This window comes from Thauera chlorobenzoica (genome assembly GCF_001922305.1).
GTDB classification, from domain to species: domain Bacteria; phylum Pseudomonadota; class Gammaproteobacteria; order Burkholderiales; family Rhodocyclaceae; genus Thauera; species Thauera chlorobenzoica.
The window spans coordinates 1,648,208-1,663,285 of the sequence record NZ_CP018839.1; the positions used below are offsets into that span (position 1 = coordinate 1,648,208).

Annotated in this window: 13 protein-coding genes; 3 read left to right on the plus strand and 10 right to left on the minus strand. The window is 69.9% G+C overall.

Features of this window, described 5'->3' with window-relative positions; translation table 11 throughout:
- Positions 1-10: 10 nt before the first annotated feature.
- The 10 genes from recA to ubiB form a co-directional block, all read right to left on the minus strand.
- Positions 11-1,051 carry a recombinase RecA gene (recA, locus tag Tchl_RS07645; RefSeq protein ID WP_075147873.1) on the minus strand — a complete coding sequence of 347 codons (1,041 nt, stop codon included), beginning with the start codon at positions 1,049-1,051 and terminating at the stop codon, positions 11-13.
- A gap of 259 nt (positions 1,052-1,310) precedes the next feature.
- Positions 1,311-1,799 (minus strand): CinA family protein, encoded by a 489-nt coding sequence (locus Tchl_RS07650; RefSeq protein WP_075147874.1) that lies wholly within the window; start codon positions 1,797-1,799, stop codon positions 1,311-1,313.
- Positions 1,800-1,851: 52 nt separating this feature from the next.
- Positions 1,852-2,334: a phosphatidylglycerophosphatase A family protein gene (locus Tchl_RS07655; RefSeq protein ID WP_075147875.1), complete on the minus strand. Its 483-nt coding sequence runs from the start codon at positions 2,332-2,334 to the stop codon at positions 1,852-1,854.
- 167 nt (positions 2,335-2,501) lie between these two features.
- Positions 2,502-3,503, minus strand: coding sequence for a thiamine-phosphate kinase (gene thiL, locus Tchl_RS07660; RefSeq protein WP_075147876.1), 1,002 nt, complete (start codon positions 3,501-3,503; stop codon positions 2,502-2,504).
- Between the two features lie 151 nt (positions 3,504-3,654).
- The gene (ubiT, locus tag Tchl_RS07665) at positions 3,655-4,188 is read right to left on the minus strand and encodes a ubiquinone anaerobic biosynthesis accessory factor UbiT (protein WP_075147877.1); all 534 of its coding nucleotides are present in this window, start codon (positions 4,186-4,188) and stop codon (positions 3,655-3,657) included.
- 71 nt (positions 4,189-4,259) lie between these two features.
- Positions 4,260-5,156, minus strand: coding sequence for a U32 family peptidase (locus Tchl_RS07670; RefSeq protein WP_075147878.1), 897 nt, complete (start codon positions 5,154-5,156; stop codon positions 4,260-4,262).
- A 49-nt stretch (positions 5,157-5,205) separates the two neighbouring features.
- Positions 5,206-6,219, minus strand: coding sequence for a ubiquinone anaerobic biosynthesis protein UbiU (gene ubiU / locus Tchl_RS07675; RefSeq protein WP_075147879.1), 1,014 nt, complete (start codon positions 6,217-6,219; stop codon positions 5,206-5,208).
- Between the two features lie 139 nt (positions 6,220-6,358).
- Positions 6,359-7,819 (minus strand): sodium:solute symporter family protein, encoded by a 1,461-nt coding sequence (locus Tchl_RS07680; RefSeq protein WP_075147880.1) that lies wholly within the window; start codon positions 7,817-7,819, stop codon positions 6,359-6,361.
- A 174-nt stretch (positions 7,820-7,993) separates the two neighbouring features.
- Positions 7,994-10,159, minus strand: a complete 2,166-nt coding sequence (gene rocD, locus Tchl_RS18270; RefSeq protein ID WP_075147881.1) for an ornithine--oxo-acid transaminase — start codon at positions 10,157-10,159, stop codon at positions 7,994-7,996.
- Between the two features lie 96 nt (positions 10,160-10,255).
- Positions 10,256-11,785 (minus strand): ubiquinone biosynthesis regulatory protein kinase UbiB, encoded by a 1,530-nt coding sequence (ubiB, locus tag Tchl_RS07690; protein WP_075147882.1) that lies wholly within the window; start codon positions 11,783-11,785, stop codon positions 10,256-10,258.
- A 171-nt stretch (positions 11,786-11,956) separates the two neighbouring features.
- Here ubiB and argS point away from each other — a divergent pair, with 171 nt between their 5' ends.
- From argS to Tchl_RS07705, 3 genes are all read left to right on the plus strand, one after another.
- Positions 11,957-13,720, plus strand: coding sequence for an arginine--tRNA ligase (argS, locus tag Tchl_RS07695; protein ID WP_075147883.1), 1,764 nt, complete (start codon positions 11,957-11,959; stop codon positions 13,718-13,720).
- Positions 13,721-13,736: 16 nt separating this feature from the next.
- Positions 13,737-14,348 carry an SPOR domain-containing protein gene (locus Tchl_RS07700; RefSeq protein WP_075147884.1) on the plus strand — a complete coding sequence of 204 codons (612 nt, stop codon included), beginning with the start codon at positions 13,737-13,739 and terminating at the stop codon, positions 14,346-14,348.
- 69 nt (positions 14,349-14,417) lie between these two features.
- Complete coding sequence (locus Tchl_RS07705) at positions 14,418-15,050, plus strand: thiol:disulfide interchange protein DsbA/DsbL (protein ID WP_075147885.1); 633 nt, start codon at positions 14,418-14,420, stop codon at positions 15,048-15,050.
- Positions 15,051-15,078 lie beyond the last annotated feature (28 nt).

Sequence of the window (15,078 nt, forward strand, 5' to 3'; positions counted from 1 at the left end):
TCCGGCGCGGTCAGGCCTCGGCCGCGGCCGCGGCCGGCTGCACGCCTGTCGCCGCCAGCCCGGGCAGGCCGACCGCGGCGCGCACCTTGTTCTCGATTTCGCGCGCGAGCGCCGGGTTGTTGCGCAGGAACTCGCGCGAGTTGTCCTTGCCCTGGCCGATCTTGTCGCCCTGGTAGGCGTACCAGGCGCCCGACTTGTCGACGATCTTGTGGTCGACGCCGAGGTCGATGATCTCGCCCTCGCGCGAGATCCCTTCGCCGTAGAGGATGTCGAAATGCGCTTCCTTGAACGGGGGGGCGACCTTGTTCTTGACCACCTTGACGCGGGTTTCGGAGCCGACGACCTCGTCGCCCTTCTTGATCGTGCCGGTGCGGCGGATGTCCATCCGCACCGAGGCGTAGAACTTGAGCGCGTTGCCGCCGGTGGTGGTTTCCGGGCTGCCGAACATGACGCCGATCTTCATCCGGATCTGGTTGATGAAGATCACCAGGGTGTTGGTGCGCTTGATGTTGGCGGTGAGTTTGCGCAGCGCCTGGCTCATCAGGCGCGCCTGCAGGCCGGGCAGCTGGTCGCCCATCTCGCCCTCGATCTCCGCCTTCGGGGTGAGCGCCGCGACCGAGTCGATGACGACGATGTCGACCCCGCCCGAGCGCACCAGCATGTCGGCGATCTCGAGCGCCTGCTCGCCGGTGTCGGGCTGGGAGATCAGCAGGTCTTCGATGTTCACGCCGAGCTTTTCGGCGTAGCCGACGTCGAGCGCGTGTTCGGCGTCGATGAAGGCCGCGGTGCCGCCGAGCTTCTGCATCTCGGCGATGACCTGCAGCGTCAGCGTGGTCTTGCCCGAGGATTCGGGGCCGTAGATCTCGACCACGCGGCCGCGCGGCAGGCCGCCGAGGCCCAGCGCGATGTCGAGCCCGAGCGAGCCGGTGGACACGGTCTGGATGTCGCGTTCGACGTTGCCGTCGCCCATGCGCATGATCGAACCCTTGCCGAACTGCTTCTCGATCTGCGAAAGCGCGGCGGCGAGGGCCTTGGCCTTGTTGTCGTCCATGGAGGTCGTTCCTGTGTGGTTGGCGGATTATGGCACAAAGGTTGCAGGCGTGCGGTGGGGCAGGCCGCTGGCGACAGTGTATTAGCTGTATGAAAATACAGCAAACGGGGCGTGCGACCGGCGCCCTCCCCGAGGCCGGGGGGCACCATCGGCGCCGTGCCGCACAATGGCGTCCGGCGCGCCGCCCAGTATATGCCATCAAGATAGACTGGGCGTCCCTGCCGCCGCAGTCGGGGCCCGGGCGGCATGTGGGCAGCGCTCAGGCAGCGAGCTCGATAAGGATGCGCAGGGCACGGAGGACGGTCTGCCGGCGCACGGCTTCACGGTCGCCGGCGAAGTGCAGGGTTTCGCTCCGGGAAGGCTGGCCTTTCGCCGCCCAGCCCAGGCAGACCGTGCCTACCGGTTTGGCGGCGCTGCCGCCGCTGGGGCCGGCGATGCCCGACACGGCGATGCTGATCTCGGCCCGGCTGCGCCCGAGCGCGCCTTCGGCCATTTCGCGCACGGTCGCCTCGCTGACCGCGCCGTGTGCGGCGAGGGTCTGCGGCGATACCCCGAGCATGTCGGTTTTGGCTTCGTTCGAGTAGGTCACGAAGCCGCGCTCGAACCACGCGGAGCTGCCGCCGATCGCGGTCACCGCGGCGGCGATCCCGCCCCCGGTGCAGGATTCGGCGGTGGCGAGGCGCCAGCCGCGCGCGGCAAGCGTGTCACCCAGGCGGCGGGCGAGGGCATCGAGTTCGGGGTCGGTCATCGCGGGCAGTGCTCCATTGCGGTTTCCGTGCGGCGATGGGGCCGGGCGGGGTTCAGGCGCCGATGAGGGCAACGAGGATCGCCAGCACCAGCAGGGTGTAGCCGGCGGCGAAAAGATCGTCGAGCATCACGCCGAAGCCGCCCTTGAAGGCGCGGTCGGCCCAGCGCACCGGTGGCGGCTTGACGATGTCGAAAAAGCGGAACAGCGCCACCGCAATGGCCTGCCAGAGCAGGCCCTGCGGCGTAAACAGCAGCACCAGCCAGGTCGCGACCATCTCGTCCCAGACGATGCCGCCATGGTCGGGTACGCCGAGCGCGCGCCCGGTGCGCTCGGCGGCGAGGGTGCCGGCGACGAACAGGCCGGTGAGGAGGGCGAGGAAGACGAACTCGGAGAGCGGCGCGCGGATCAGCGGGTAGAGTGCCCACGCCAGCAGCGTGCCTGCCGTGCCCGGCGCCCAGGGGGACAGCCCGGCGCCGAAACCGAGGGAGATGAAGTGGGCGGGGTGGCTCATCAGCAGGCGGGGAGTCGGGCGCATGGCGGGTCGAGGGGCGGTGTGGTCGAGTTGGACAAGGGCGGGCCGAAGAACGGCATCACCAAAACGGCATCGGCGGAACCGGGTCAGCGCACCGCGCACGGGGCGAAGCCGGTGGTCGGTGGCGAACCGCCGCGGCCCGTGCCCGGTTGCGTTCCGGGTGACGCGGTTCAGCCGAAATGATCGTAGCCGGTGCGCGTCGTCGCCGCCAGGGTGCCGTCCGCTTCGCGCAGCCACAGTTCGCCCGAGGCCGCGGTCAGGGTGCCGATGCGATGCAGTGGCAGGGCGAGGCGGCGGCCGAGCTCTTCGATCCGGGGGCGGGCGGTGGCAGGGGCGGTAAACAGCAGCTCGTAGTCGTCGCCGCCGGACAGCAGGCTGCGGCGGCAGTGCTCGTCGCCGGCGCCGGTGCGGCGCAGTGCGGCCAGCGGCAGGGCGGCGACGTCGATCACGGCACCGCTGGCGGAACGTTCGAGGAGGTGGCCGAGGTCACCGAGCAGGCCGTCGGAGACGTCGAGCATCGCGCTCGCCAGCCCGCGCAGGGCGAGGCCGAGCGCCACGCGCGGCTGCGGGCGCTGCAAGGCGGCGATGCAGTCGGCGCGTGCCGCCGGGTTCAGCTCGACTTCACCACGCAGCGCTGCCAGCCCGAGCGCCGCGCGGCCGGGCTGGCCGGAGATCCACAGATCGTCTCCAGCGCGGGCGCCGGCACGGGTGATCGCCTGTCCCTGCGGCACCTCGCCGATGATGGTGACAGACAACGTCAGCGGGCCGCGGGTGGTGTCGCCGCCGGCCAGGTCGACCGCAAAGGCTTCGGCGCAGGCGAACAGGCCGCGTGCGAAGGCGGCGATCCAGGCCTCGTCGGCCGCCGGCAGGGCGGCGGCGAGCAGGGCCCAGCGCGGCTCGGCGCCCATCGCGGCGAGATCGGAGAGATTGACGGCAAGGGTCTTCCAGCCCAGGTCTTCGGGGTCGGTGTCGGGCAGGAAGTGGGTGCCGGCGACCAGCATGTCGGTGGACACGGCGAGCTGCATGCCGGGGCGGGCGCGGAAGAGCGCCGCATCGTCGCCGACGGCGAGGTCGGTGTGGTGCGCGGCGCGGTCGAAATGGCGCCGGATGAGGTCGAACTCCGACACCGGGGCGGCAGGGGCGGAGGGTGGGGGGGGTGGTACGAGGGGCATGAGGTGGCTGGCGTGCGGCGCGCGGACGGCGCCCGGTAAGGGGGCAGCAAGCTTACCGCAGGCGCCGCGGGGTGTGAGCGCGTGCTTCCGGCCGGAGCATGCGTGTGTACTCTGCCCGGAAGCGCGGCGCGCAGCCGCCCGCGTGGTGCGCTCAGCCGCTGCGGCGGCCGACCAGTTTGGTCTTGAGGGCGTCCCAGTCCACCGCGTCGAGCGTGTTCTTGACCAGCAGGCCGAGCTCGGTGTCGCCCTCCATGCGCAGGCGGCGACTGAAGAACAGGGTGTCGGGGTCTTCTTCGCGCAACGCCAGGGCGAGGAAGTCGCGGGTTGTGGCGGAGATCACCAGATCGGGCCTGGCGGTTGCGGCGGCACGGCAAAAACCGCTGGCGGCGAGGGTGAAATCGAGCCGCAGGCCGGCGTCGAGCACGCGTATCTGCAGATGGCGGCCGGTCAGCGGCTCGAGCGCGTCGCGCGGCAGGATGCGGCCGAGGGCGAGATTCAGCGCCAGGGTCAGGGCGTGGGTGGGCGGTTGCTGCGGCAGGCGGGCGACGATCCGGGCGATCGGCGCCGGCACGGTGAAGCTCGGCACACGGAAGTCGTTCAGGCGCGCGCCGATGCGCTGGCGCAGGCTGCCGGGCAGCAGTGCGGACAGCATCGACGGGCGGGGCAGGGCGGGGAGCGCGGGCATCGTCATTCTCCGGCGGGATGGGCTTGAAGCGGGGATGAGTCGATCGGGGATCTGGGCCGGGGCGGCGGCGCTTAGGCCGCCACGTACTGTTCGACGCCGGCGCGGCCGTGCCAGAAACCGTTGCAGGGCTCGGCGACCATCCACGCGCGGCTGGCGGCGAGGGCCTCGGCCGGGGTCGTGTCGCCGTCGAGCGCGGCGCGAAAGAGCGCGACCACCCGGGCGGTGTCGGCACCCTGCGGGCTGATGCGCAGCACTTCGCTGTGCGCGCGTACCGCAGGCAGGTCACCGAGCAGGTTGTGCACCCGCGCCGACTGCGTCTGCACCCCGTTCAGGGTCAGGAAGGGTTCGCCTTCGCGGGTGCGCAAGGTGATGCCGTCCATGATCGACAGGCAGCGGAACTCGCAGGTGTCCTTCTGCAGGTTGAAGTGACGGGCGGTGAAGCAGCGCGCCGAGTGCGCCAGCGGCAGGCGGCCGTAGGCATAGACTTCGGTCTCGATCGGCGCGGCGAGGCCGGCGCGCAGCTCGGCGAGGGTGGCGCCGGACAGCTCGGGGGCCACCGCCCAGCGCGTGGCGCCGGTGTCGATCAGCAGCTGCAGGGTGTGCGGGTTGAAGATGTTCAGGGTCGGGCCGGCGACCCAGTCCTTCACCCCGGCTTCGGCGAGCAGGCGTACCGCGCCCATGTCGTTGGCTTCGACGCGGAAGTCGGTCTGGCGCACGATGCGGCGCAGCGCCTTGAGGTCGGATTCGGATTCGATCAGGCCCTGGGTGCTGAGTACCACTTCCTTGCCCGCGGCGGCGAGCATGTGGCCGACTTCGAACCAGTCGTCGAGGCGCAGCTCATGGCGGCGCGAGCATACGGTTTCGCCCAGATAGACGCTGTCGACCGGGCTGTCGGCGAGGCCGGCGTAGAAATCGAGCACGCTCTGGCGCGGCCAGTAGTAGAGCAGGGGGCCGAGGGCGAGTTTCATCGTTGGAGTCTCGTTGAATCGGGGTTGTACGGCAGGGCGCGGCGCGGGCTCACTTCCAGGGGCGGTAATAGGCGCCCAGGGTGTGGGCCTGGCCTTCCGAGACCTTGTTGAGCTCGGCCATCCACGCCGGCAGCACGGTGAACGATTCGGGCCCCGCCCGCAGCTTGTCGAGCGCGGCGCGCCAGACCTTGGTGACCTGGGTGACGTAGGCCGGGCTGCGCTGGCGGCCCTCGATCTTGATCGCGCGGATGCCGATGCGGGCCAGTTCGGGGAGCAGCTCCAGGGTGTTGAGGCTGGTCGGCTCCTCGAGCGCGTAATAGGTCTCGTCGTTGACTTCGAAGCGGCCCTTGCACAGCGTCGGGTAGCCGGCACGCTCGCCCTCGGCGAAGCGGTCGATGAGGATGCCGTTGAGGCGGGTTTCCATCCCCTGCGGGGTGTCTTCCCAGCGCACGTGCTTGCCCGGCGAGCAGGCGCCGTTGCAGTTGGGCGATTCGCCGGTGGCATAGGCCGACAGCGCGCAGCGGCCCTCGACCATCACGCACAGGCCGCCGAAGCCGAACACTTCGATTTCCACCGGCGAGTTGGCGATGACGTTCTCGACCTGGGCGAGCGAGAGCACCCGCGGCAGCACCGCGCGCTGGATGCCGAAGCGCTCGTGGTAGAAGTTGATCGCCTCGTAGCTGGTGGCCGAGCCCTGCACCGACAGGTGCAGGCGCAGACCCGGGTGGGTCTTGGCGGCGTAGGCCATCAGCCCGGGATCGGCGAGGATCAGCGCATCGAGGCCGAATTCCGCGGCGCGGTCGATGGCGGCGGTCCAGCTCGACCAGTTGCCGGCCTGCGGGTAGGTGTTGAGCGCGAGCAGCACCTTGCGGCTGCGGGCGTGGGCGTAGGCGATGCCTTCGCGCATCTGCGCCGGATCGAAATTCAAGCCGGTGAAGTTGCGCGCGTTGGTGGCGTCCTTGAAGCCGAGATAGACGCAATCGGCGCCGTGGTCGATGGCGGTCTTGAGGGCCGGCAGGCTGCCGGCGGGGCAGACGAGCTCGATCGGGGGGCGGACGGTCATGGTGTGCGGGAGCGGGGGAGAAGAACCCTGCAACCATAGTCCACCGCCGCCCGCCTCGCGTTGATCGCCATCAAACGCTGCCGTGGTTGTCCGCTCGGCAGGTTGCGGCAAGGCGCCTGCCAGAGGGGCGGAGTGCCGCTCAGCGCGGTTGGTGATAGGTGCCTGCGGCGGCGTGGTGGCCGCCGATGTGCGGGCGGTGGTGGGGGCGGGCGCCGAGGTAGCCGCCGATCAGCATCCCGAGGGCGCTCGCCGCGAGGCCGTAGAGCTGGGGCTCGACATCGCCTTCGGCGACGAAATTCTCCAGCAGCAGCCAGGTCGCCAGGCCGAGCACGATCGCCAGCGCCGCCCCCAGGTTGTTCGCGCGCCGCCAGAACAGGCCGGCGGCAAGGGGCACGAAGGCGCCGGCCAGGGTCACGCGGTAGGCGTTCTCGACCATCTCGTGGATGCTCGATTCGGTGGCGGTGGCGTACCAGGTGACCAGCGCGGTGAACAGCACCACGGTGAGACGCGTGCTCCACAGGAACTGGCGGTCGTTCATGCCCGGCAGGAAGCCGCGGAGGACGTTTTCGGAGAAGGTCACCGAGGGCGCCAGCAGGGTGCCCGAGGCAGTGCTCATGATCACCGACAGCAGGGCGCCGAAGAAGATCACCTGGGCGTAGAACGGCATGTATTGCAGGATCAGGGTCGGCAGGATCAGCTGCGAGTCCTGTGCCATCAGGCGCTCGACCATCGCGGGGTCGATGATGTTGGCGGTGTAGGCGAGGAACAGCGGCACTGCGGCGAAGAAGAAGTAGCTCACGCCGCCGAGCGTCGTGCCCCACACCGCGACGGTCTCGTTCTTCGATGAATTGACGCGCTGGAAGACGTCCTGCTGCGGGATCGAACCCAGCGCCATGGTGGCGAAGGCGGCGATCCAGGCGATCAGGTCGACGATGTCGAGGGTGGGCAGGAAGTCGAACTTGCCTTCGGCCGCAGCTCTGGAAATCACCGTCTCGAAGCCTCCGGCCATGTCGCCGGCGATCCAGGTCACCCAGAGCAGGCCGAGGATGATCACGATCATCTGGACGAAGGTGGTCATTGCCACCGACCACATGCCGCCGAACAGGGTATAGACCAGCACCACGCCGGCGCCGATCAGCATGCCTTCGTTCATCGATACGACGTCGGCCGACAGCACGTTGAACACCAGGCCGAGCGCGGTGACCTGCGCCGCGACCCAGCCCAGGTAGGACAGCACGATGCAGATCGACAGCACCAGCTCGGTGCTGCGGTTGTAGCGCATGCGAAAGAAGTCGCCCAGGGTGAGCAGGTTCATGCGGTACAGCGGGCGGGCGAAGACGAGGCCGAACAGCACCAGGCACACCGAGGCGCCGAGCGGATCGGAGATCAGGCCGCGAAAGCCCTCTTCGAGGAAGGTGGCGGAGATGCCGAGCACGGTCTCGGCCCCGAACCAGGTGGCGAACACCATCGCCAGCACTACCACCATCGGCAGGTTGCGCCCGGCGGTGATGTAGTCGCGGGCGTTGTGCACCCGGGTGGCGGCATACAGGCCGATGCCGATGGAGACGATCAGATAGGCGACGACAAGCCAGAGCAGCATGGTGGGAGCCCTTCGTGGTGGTGCATCTGCGCGGGGTGGGCAGGAGTGTCGAGCGGAAAAAGTGCGCGCGAGTTTAGCAACAGAATGCCCTTCGGGGGGTGTCGAGACGCAGGCGGCCCGGGGCGTGCCGCCGCCGCGGCGGGCAGGGCGCCGGTCCGCGGCGGCGGGCAGGGCTCACTGGATGAAGGCCGGATGCGGGTGCGGCACGCTGGTGTGCGGGCCGGGATAGGTGCGCAGCACGGTGATGATGGTCTGTGCGGCAGCGTCAAGCACGTCCTCGTCGATCACCAGGGGGGGGGCGAGGCGGACCACGTTGCCATTGGTGTCGCGGGTGGCGATGCCGGCGGTGAGCAGACGTTCGGCGACTTCGCCGGCATCGGCGAATGCCGGGTCGAGGGCGACGCCGACGAGCAGGCCGCGACCACGGATTTCGCGAACGCCGGGAAGCTTCGCCTGGCGCAGTTGTGCGATCAGCTTCGCCCCGAGGCGCTCGGCGTGCTCCCAGGGACGCGTTTCGGCAAGCAGGGCGAGCACTTCGGTGCCGACCGCGGCAGCCAGCGGGTTGCCGCCGAAGGTGGAGCCGTGGTCGCCGGGGCGGAATACGTCCATCACCGCGCGGTCGGCGAGGAAGGCGGAGGCCGGCAGCAGGCCGCCGCCGAGCGCCTTGCCCAGGATCAGGCCGTCCGGGCGCACGCCTTCATGCTCGCAGGCGAGCAGGCGGCCGGTGCGGCCGAGCCCGGTCTGCACTTCGTCGGCGATCAGCAGCACGTGATGGCGGCGGCAGATCTCGGCGCAGCGCGACAGGTAGCCCGGGGGCGGGACGATGATGCCGCCTTCGCCCTGGATCGGCTCGACCAGGAACGCCGCGGTTTCGGGCGTGATCGCGGCTTCGAGGGCGTCGGCGTCGCCGAAGGGCACACGCTCGAGCCCGGCGGGGAAGGGGCCGAAGCCGGCACGGTAGCGCGCGTTGGAGGACAGGCCGATGATCGCGATCGAGCGGCCGTGGAAATTACCCTCGCAGGCGATGATCCGGGCGCGCTCGGGGGCGATGCCCTTGACCTCGTGGCCCCACTTGCGCGCGGCCTTGAGCGCGGTCTCCACCGCCTCCAGCCCGGTATTGACCGGCAGCGCGCGCTCGAAGCCGAAGGTGGTGCACAGGCGCTCGAGGAAGACCGGCAGGCGGTCGCTGAAAAAAGCGCGCGAGGTCAGCGCCAGGCGCTGCGCCTGGGTGACGAGCGCGTCTACCAGGCGCGGGTGGCTGTGGCCGAAGCTCACCGCCGAGTAGGCGCTCATCATGTCGAGGTAGCGCCGGCCATCGACGTCCCACAGCCAGACGCCCTCGCCGCGCTGGAATACCGCCGGGAGCGGGGCGTAGTTGGCGGCGCCGTAACGCCTTTCCCTGGCCTGCAGGCTGGTGCCGTCAGGGCCGAGGGCGGCGACGGCGAATTCCGCGATCCACCGTGCGCCGTGCCGCTCGGGGTCGAGGTCGGGGCGGTATTCGACGATTTCCAGCCCGACCAGGTCGGGGCAGGTGCGCAGGCGCATCAGCGCCTCGGCGAGGGCGCGCGGGTCGAGGCCGTCGGCCTCCGGGCAGGTCACCGCGGGGAAGGCCTGTGGGTCGAGCGCGTCGAGATCGAGGCTGAGCCCGAAGCCGGCCTCGGGGTCGGCGCGCGCGATCGCCATCGCCTCGGCGAACACCGCGGCGAGGCCGCGGCGATCGATCTCGGCCATCTCGAACACGCGCACGCCCAGGCGCGCGAGCAAGGCCTGCTCTTCCGGCTCCCAGGCGCGCGCGCCGATGATGCAGGTGCGCGCGGGGTCGAGCGCCGGTCCGGGGATCGCGGTGAGGGACGGGTGGCCGGTGCCGAGCAGGGCAGCCAGCGGCATGCCGTGGATGTTGCCCGAATGGGTGCTGCGCTCGGTGTGGCTGTCGAGGTGGGCGTCGACCCAGATCAGTCCGGGGGCGCGCCCGCATCGCCGCCCGAGCCCGCGCCAGGTGCCGGTGGCGATCGCATGGTCGCCGCCGAGCACGAGCGGGAAACGGCCAGCGGGCAAGGCCGCGAGGCGGTCGGCAAGGCAGCGTGCAAAGCTGGCGCAGGCCTCGATCCGGCTGTGCATGTCGGGCGCTGGCGAGGGCGGCGGCAGCGGATGCAGGGGGTCGAGCCATTCGGCGGCGACCCCGATCGCGTTCAGGCGCTGCGCCACGGCACCCTCGCGTAGCGCTTCCGGTGCGCTCGCAGGGCCGGCATGCGGAGCGCCGAGCGCCGAGGCGGCGCCGATGATCGCTACGGTTGAATGCGGAGAGCGTAGTTCGGCGGGGTCGTTTCGGGCTGTCGTCATCGCACACCTCCCATGGCACGTGTGGTTGGGGATGGCCGAAGCTTCAGTCCGTTGGATGGAGGCGGGCGGGAATCGTTCAGCCGCCCCGGGCGCGGCTCAGCCGAGCAGGCGATGGAGCTCGAGGGCGAGCACGGCGGCGGCGGCGACGCCGACGAGGGCGAGCAGCCAGCCCTGCTGACGCTGGCCGGCGGCGAGCTGGTCGAGGCGTTGCTGCTGGGCGGCCTGCTGGCGGGGGGCGTCGCTGAGGGCCTGATGCACCAGGCGCGGCAACTGCGGCAGGGTGCCGGCCCAGGCCGGGGCTTCTTCCTTGAAGCCGCGGGCGAGCGCGCGCCAGCCCATCTGCTCGTCCATCCAGCGCTCGAGGAAGGGCTTCGCCGTCTTCCACAGGTCGAGCTCGGGGTCGAGCTGGCGGCCCAGGCCCTCGATGTTGAGCAGGGTCTTTTGCAGCAGCACGAGCTGCGGCTGCACTTCCATCTCGAAGCGGCGCGCGGTCTGGAACAGGCGCAGCAGGGTCTTGCCGAAGGAGATGTCCTTCAGTGGCTTGTCGAAGATCGGCTCGCACACGGTGCGGATCGCCGCCTCGAACTCGTCGACGCGGGTCTTCGCCGGCACCCAGCCGGCCTCGATGTGGGCGAGCGCGACGCGGCGGTAGTCGCGCTGGAAGAAGGCGAGGAAGTTCTGCGCGAGGTAGTTCTTGTCCACCTCGTTGAGCGTGCCCATGATCCCGAAGTCGAGCGCGATGTAGCGCCCGTCCTGATGCACGAAAATGTTGCCCGGGTGCATGTCGGCGTGGAAGAAGCCGTCGCGGAACACCTGGGTGAAGAAGATCTCGACCCCGGCGCGCGACAGTGCCTTCATGTCGGTGCCCTGGGCGAGCAGCGCCGGGGTCTGCGAGATCGGCACGCCGTGCATGCGCTCCATCACCATGACCTTGCGCCCGCACCAGTCCCAGTACACTTCGGGCACGATCAGGAGTGCGGAGTCCTTGAAGTTGCGCCGCAGCTGCGAGCAGTTGGCGGCCTCGCGCATCAGGTCGAGCTCGTCGTGCAGGTACTTGCTGAATTCGGCGACCACTTCGCGCGGCTTCAGGCGGCGCCCTTCGGGCCAGATCTTCTCCAGCAGCAGGGCGGCGGCGTCGAGCAGGGCGAGGTCGTGCTCGATGACGCGCTCGATGCCGGGGCGCAGCACCTTGACCGCCACTTCGGTGCCGTCGGGGAGGCGGGCGAAGTGCACCTGGGCGACCGAGGCCGAGGCCACCGGGATGCGTTCGAAGTCGTCGAAGACGGTGTCGATCGGCTTGCCGTAGAAGCCTTCGAGCACGGCGAGGGCCTGCTCGGTGGGGAAGGGCGGCACCCGGTCCTGGAGCAGCGCGAGTTCGTCGGCGAGGTCGGTCGGCAGCAGATCGCGCCGGGTGGACAGCATCTGGCCGAATTTGACGAAGATCGGCCCAAGCGACTCCAGCGCGCGGCGCAGGCGCACCGCGCGCGGCTCGGAAAAACCGCGCCAGAAATAGACCACGTGCCAGATGCGCGCCAGCCGGCCGCTGGCGTCGGCGTCGAGCACCATGCGGTCGAGGCCGAAGCGCAGGCTGACGGAAACGATCTTGGCGAGGCGGAAAAGGCGCACGGTGCGATGCCGGACGGGGAAAGGCCGGACTTTAGCCGGAAAGGGGGGGCGGGGAAAGGGCGCCTCCGGCGGCCGGCGGCCGGTCCCAGCCGCAACGACTGCACACAAGCTGTGCCGGGCGGGGCGGAGCGATCCGTTATAATCGCGCGTTTAGATTCCATGCCGAGTGCCATGAGCGCCGATCCAAAAGTCCATCTTGCCGACCTGTTGCGTACTGCGCTCAGAAGCGTCGCCCCCGACCACGCCGATATCACGATCCTGCTGGAACGCCCGAAACAGGCGGGCCATGGCGACTTCGCCGCCAACCTCGCGCTGCAGCTGGCGAAGCCGCTCAAGCGCAGCCCGCGCGATCTCGCCGCCCTGCTGCTGGCGGAGCTGCCCGCTTCGAAGCTGGTGGCGAAGGTGGAGGTGGCCGGTGCCGGCTTCATCAACTTCACCCTTGCGGCCGGCGCCAAGACCGTGGTGGTCCGGGAGGTGCTGGGCAAGGGCGCCGATTTTGGCCGCGGCGCGAGCAAGAACGTGAAGGTGCAGGTCGAGTTCGTCTCCGCCAATCCCACCGGCCCGCTGCATGTCGGCCACGGCCGCGGTGCCGCCTACGGCGCCTCGCTCGCCGACGTCCTCGCCTTCGCCGGGTACGACGTCACCCGCGAGTACTACGTGAACGACGCCGGCCGCCAGATGGACATCCTGGCGTTGTCGACCTGGCTGCGCTACCTCGCCTTTTTCGGCGTGGAGATTCCCTTCCCGCCCAACGCCTACCAGGGCGACTACGTCATCGACATGGGGCGCGAAATGCGCGACGCGCACCAGGACCGCTTTGCCCGGGTCACGCGCGAGCAGGTCCTGGCCGGCACACCGGGGCTGCCGCCCGCCGTGCGCAAGGACGACGAGGCCAAGGCGCAGCGCGAGTTGCATCTGGACGCGCTGATCGCCAACGCCAAGGGCCTGCTCGGCGAGGACTATCCCTTCGTGCACGGCTTCGCCCTCAACGAGCAGCTCGGCGACGGCCGCGACGACCTGCAGGAATTCGGCGTGCGCTTCGACAAGTGGTTCTCGGAGCAGAGCCTGTTCGACACCGGCCTGGTCGAGCGCGCCGTGACCCAGCTCGAGAAGGCTGGCCACCTCTACCTGCAGGACGGTGCGAAGTGGTTCCGGTCGACGGCCTTCGGCGACGAGAAGGACCGCGTCGTGCAGCGCGAGAACGGCCTCTACACCTACTTCGCCTCCGACATCGCCTACCACCTCAACAAGTACGAGCGCGGCTTCGACCGCATCATCGACATCTGGGGCGCCGACCACCATGGCTACATCCCGCGGGTGAAGGGCGCGATCGCCGCCCTCGGCCTGGCGCCGGAAAAACTCGAAGTGGCGCTGGTGCAGTTCGCCGTGCTGTACCGCAACGGGCAGAAGACTTCGATGTCGACGCGCTCGGGCGAGTTCGTCACCCTGCGCGAGCTGCGCCGCGAAGTCGGCAACGACGCCTGCCGTTTCTTCTACGTCCTGCGCAAGTCCGACCAGCACCTCGACTTCGACCTCGACCTGGCCAAGAGCCAGAGCAACGAGAACCCCGTCTACTACGTGCAGTATGCGCATGCCCGGGTGTGCTCGGTGCTCGCCCAGTGGGGCGGCGAAGCAGCCGGACTCGCCGCGGCCGACCTGGGCCTGCTGCAGCACGAGCGCGAGCTGGCGCTGTGCGCCCGCCTGGCGAGCTTCCCCGAACTGGTGCAGAACGCCGCCGCCGACTACGCGCCGCACCAGATCGCGTTCTACCTGAAGGATCTCGCCGCCGATTTCCATGGCTGGTACAACGCCGAACGCATGCTGGTCGAGGACGAGGCGCTCAAGTGCGCCCGTCTCGCCCTGGCTGCCGCGGTGCGCCGGGTGCTGGCGACGGGGTTGATGCTGCTCGGCGTGTCGGCGCCGGAGGCGATGTGAGCGACGGAGGTCGGCCGTGAGTCGAGAGCGCAAACCGGTCCGCAGGCCCGCCCGCAAGCCGTCGGGCAGTGCGGGCAGCACCCTGATCGGGATCTTCATCGGGCTGGTGTTCGGCGCCCTGATCGCCGCCGGTGCCGCGTGGTATTTCACCCGCTCCAGCCCCTTCCAGCCGGCGCCGGCGGCGCCGCGCGTGCAGGCCCCGGCCCAGGGACCGGCGGATCTGCCGGGCAAGCCAGGCGATCAGCCGGTGGTGAAGCAGGACTTCGAGTTCTACCGCATCCTGCCCCAGGGCGACAACGTACCGGCGCCGGTAGCGGGCGGGCAGCCTCCTGCCAAGGCTGCGCCGCCGCCGGGCGCGGCTCCGGTGGTGGAGGCCGTGCCGCAGCCGGTCGAGCGCCTGTATCTGCAGGTCGGCGCCTTCGAGAACCCGAGCGAGGCTGACAATCTCAAGGCGCGCCTGGCGCTGTCGGGCATCCAGGCCAGCGCACAGCGCACGCAGCTGGGCGATGGCCGGGTCGTGCACCGGGTGCGCATCGGTCCGTTTTCCCGTCCCGAGGACATGAACCCGATGCGCGCGCGCCTGGCCGAGGCCGGGTTTACCGCTTCGGTCAGCCGCAGCGCACCCTGAGCCGCCCTGTACGGGGAACGCTTCGCGCCGCAGCGCATCTTATCCAGTCCATTTCCAACGGAGCCCTACATGAACCGCCGTGATGCCCTCAAGCTGGCCGCGCTCGCCCTGACCCTGCCCTCCGCATCCGTCGCCTGGGCGAAGGATGCGTTCACGGTGCTGAACCCGCCGCAAAAGAGCGACGATCCGTCGAAGATCGAGGTCATCGAGTTCTTTCACTACGGCTGCCCGCACTGTCGCGATTTCGATCCCCTGGTCGCCGTCTGGAAGAAGAAGCTGCCGGCCGACGTCGCCTTCCGCCATGTGCCGGCGATCTGGAACAATGCCCAGCTCGGCGGACTGGCCCGCCTGTATTACGCCGCCGAAGCGTCGGGCACGCTCGACGCCCTGCACGCCGGCATCTTCGGCGCGGTGCAGGACGACAAGCGCCCGCTGTTTACCGAGGAGCAGGTGCGCGAATGGATCGACGGCAAGGTCGCCGATCCGGTGAAATTCATCGAAACCTACAAGTCCTTCGGCGTCAACTCGATGGTGCAGCGCGCCGACCAGCTCGCCCGGGCGATGAAGATCCAGGGCGTGCCGACGGTCGTCGTCGACGGCAAGTACGTCACCTCCGCATCGCTCACCGGCAGCCATGAGGACACCCTCAAAGTCACCGACGAGCTGATCGCCCGGGTGCGCAAGGAGCGCAGCGCGAAATAAGCGGAAACCCGCGATTGGCGCCGCACCG

What these genes read in the sequence shown, in the direction of transcription:
- Tchl_RS07655 (WP_075147875.1), bottom strand. Translation starts at nt 2,334, where the DNA reads ATGCGCCCGACTCCCCGCCTGCTGATGAGCCACCCCGCCCACTTCATC.
- Tchl_RS07670 (WP_075147878.1), bottom strand. Translation starts at nt 5,156, where the DNA reads ATGAAACTCGCCCTCGGCCCCCTGCTCTACTACTGGCCGCGCCAGAGC.
- argS (WP_075147883.1), top strand. Translation starts at nt 11,957, where the DNA reads ATGAGCGCCGATCCAAAAGTCCATCTTGCCGACCTGTTGCGTACTGCG.
- rocD (WP_075147881.1), bottom strand. Translation starts at nt 10,159, where the DNA reads ATGACGACAGCCCGAAACGACCCCGCCGAACTACGCTCTCCGCATTCA.
- thiL (WP_075147876.1), bottom strand. Translation starts at nt 3,503, where the DNA reads ATGCCCCTCGTACCACCCCCCCCACCCTCCGCCCCTGCCGCCCCGGTG.
- recA (WP_075147873.1), bottom strand. Translation starts at nt 1,051, where the DNA reads ATGGACGACAACAAGGCCAAGGCCCTCGCCGCCGCGCTTTCGCAGATC.
- ubiU (WP_075147879.1), bottom strand. Translation starts at nt 6,219, where the DNA reads ATGACCGTCCGCCCCCCGATCGAGCTCGTCTGCCCCGCCGGCAGCCTG.
- Tchl_RS07705 (WP_075147885.1), top strand. Translation starts at nt 14,418, where the DNA reads ATGAACCGCCGTGATGCCCTCAAGCTGGCCGCGCTCGCCCTGACCCTG.
- Tchl_RS07650 (WP_075147874.1), bottom strand. Translation starts at nt 1,799, where the DNA reads ATGACCGACCCCGAACTCGATGCCCTCGCCCGCCGCCTGGGTGACACG.
- Tchl_RS07680 (WP_075147880.1), bottom strand. Translation starts at nt 7,819, where the DNA reads ATGCTGCTCTGGCTTGTCGTCGCCTATCTGATCGTCTCCATCGGCATC.
- ubiT (WP_075147877.1), bottom strand. Translation starts at nt 4,188, where the DNA reads ATGCCCGCGCTCCCCGCCCTGCCCCGCCCGTCGATGCTGTCCGCACTG.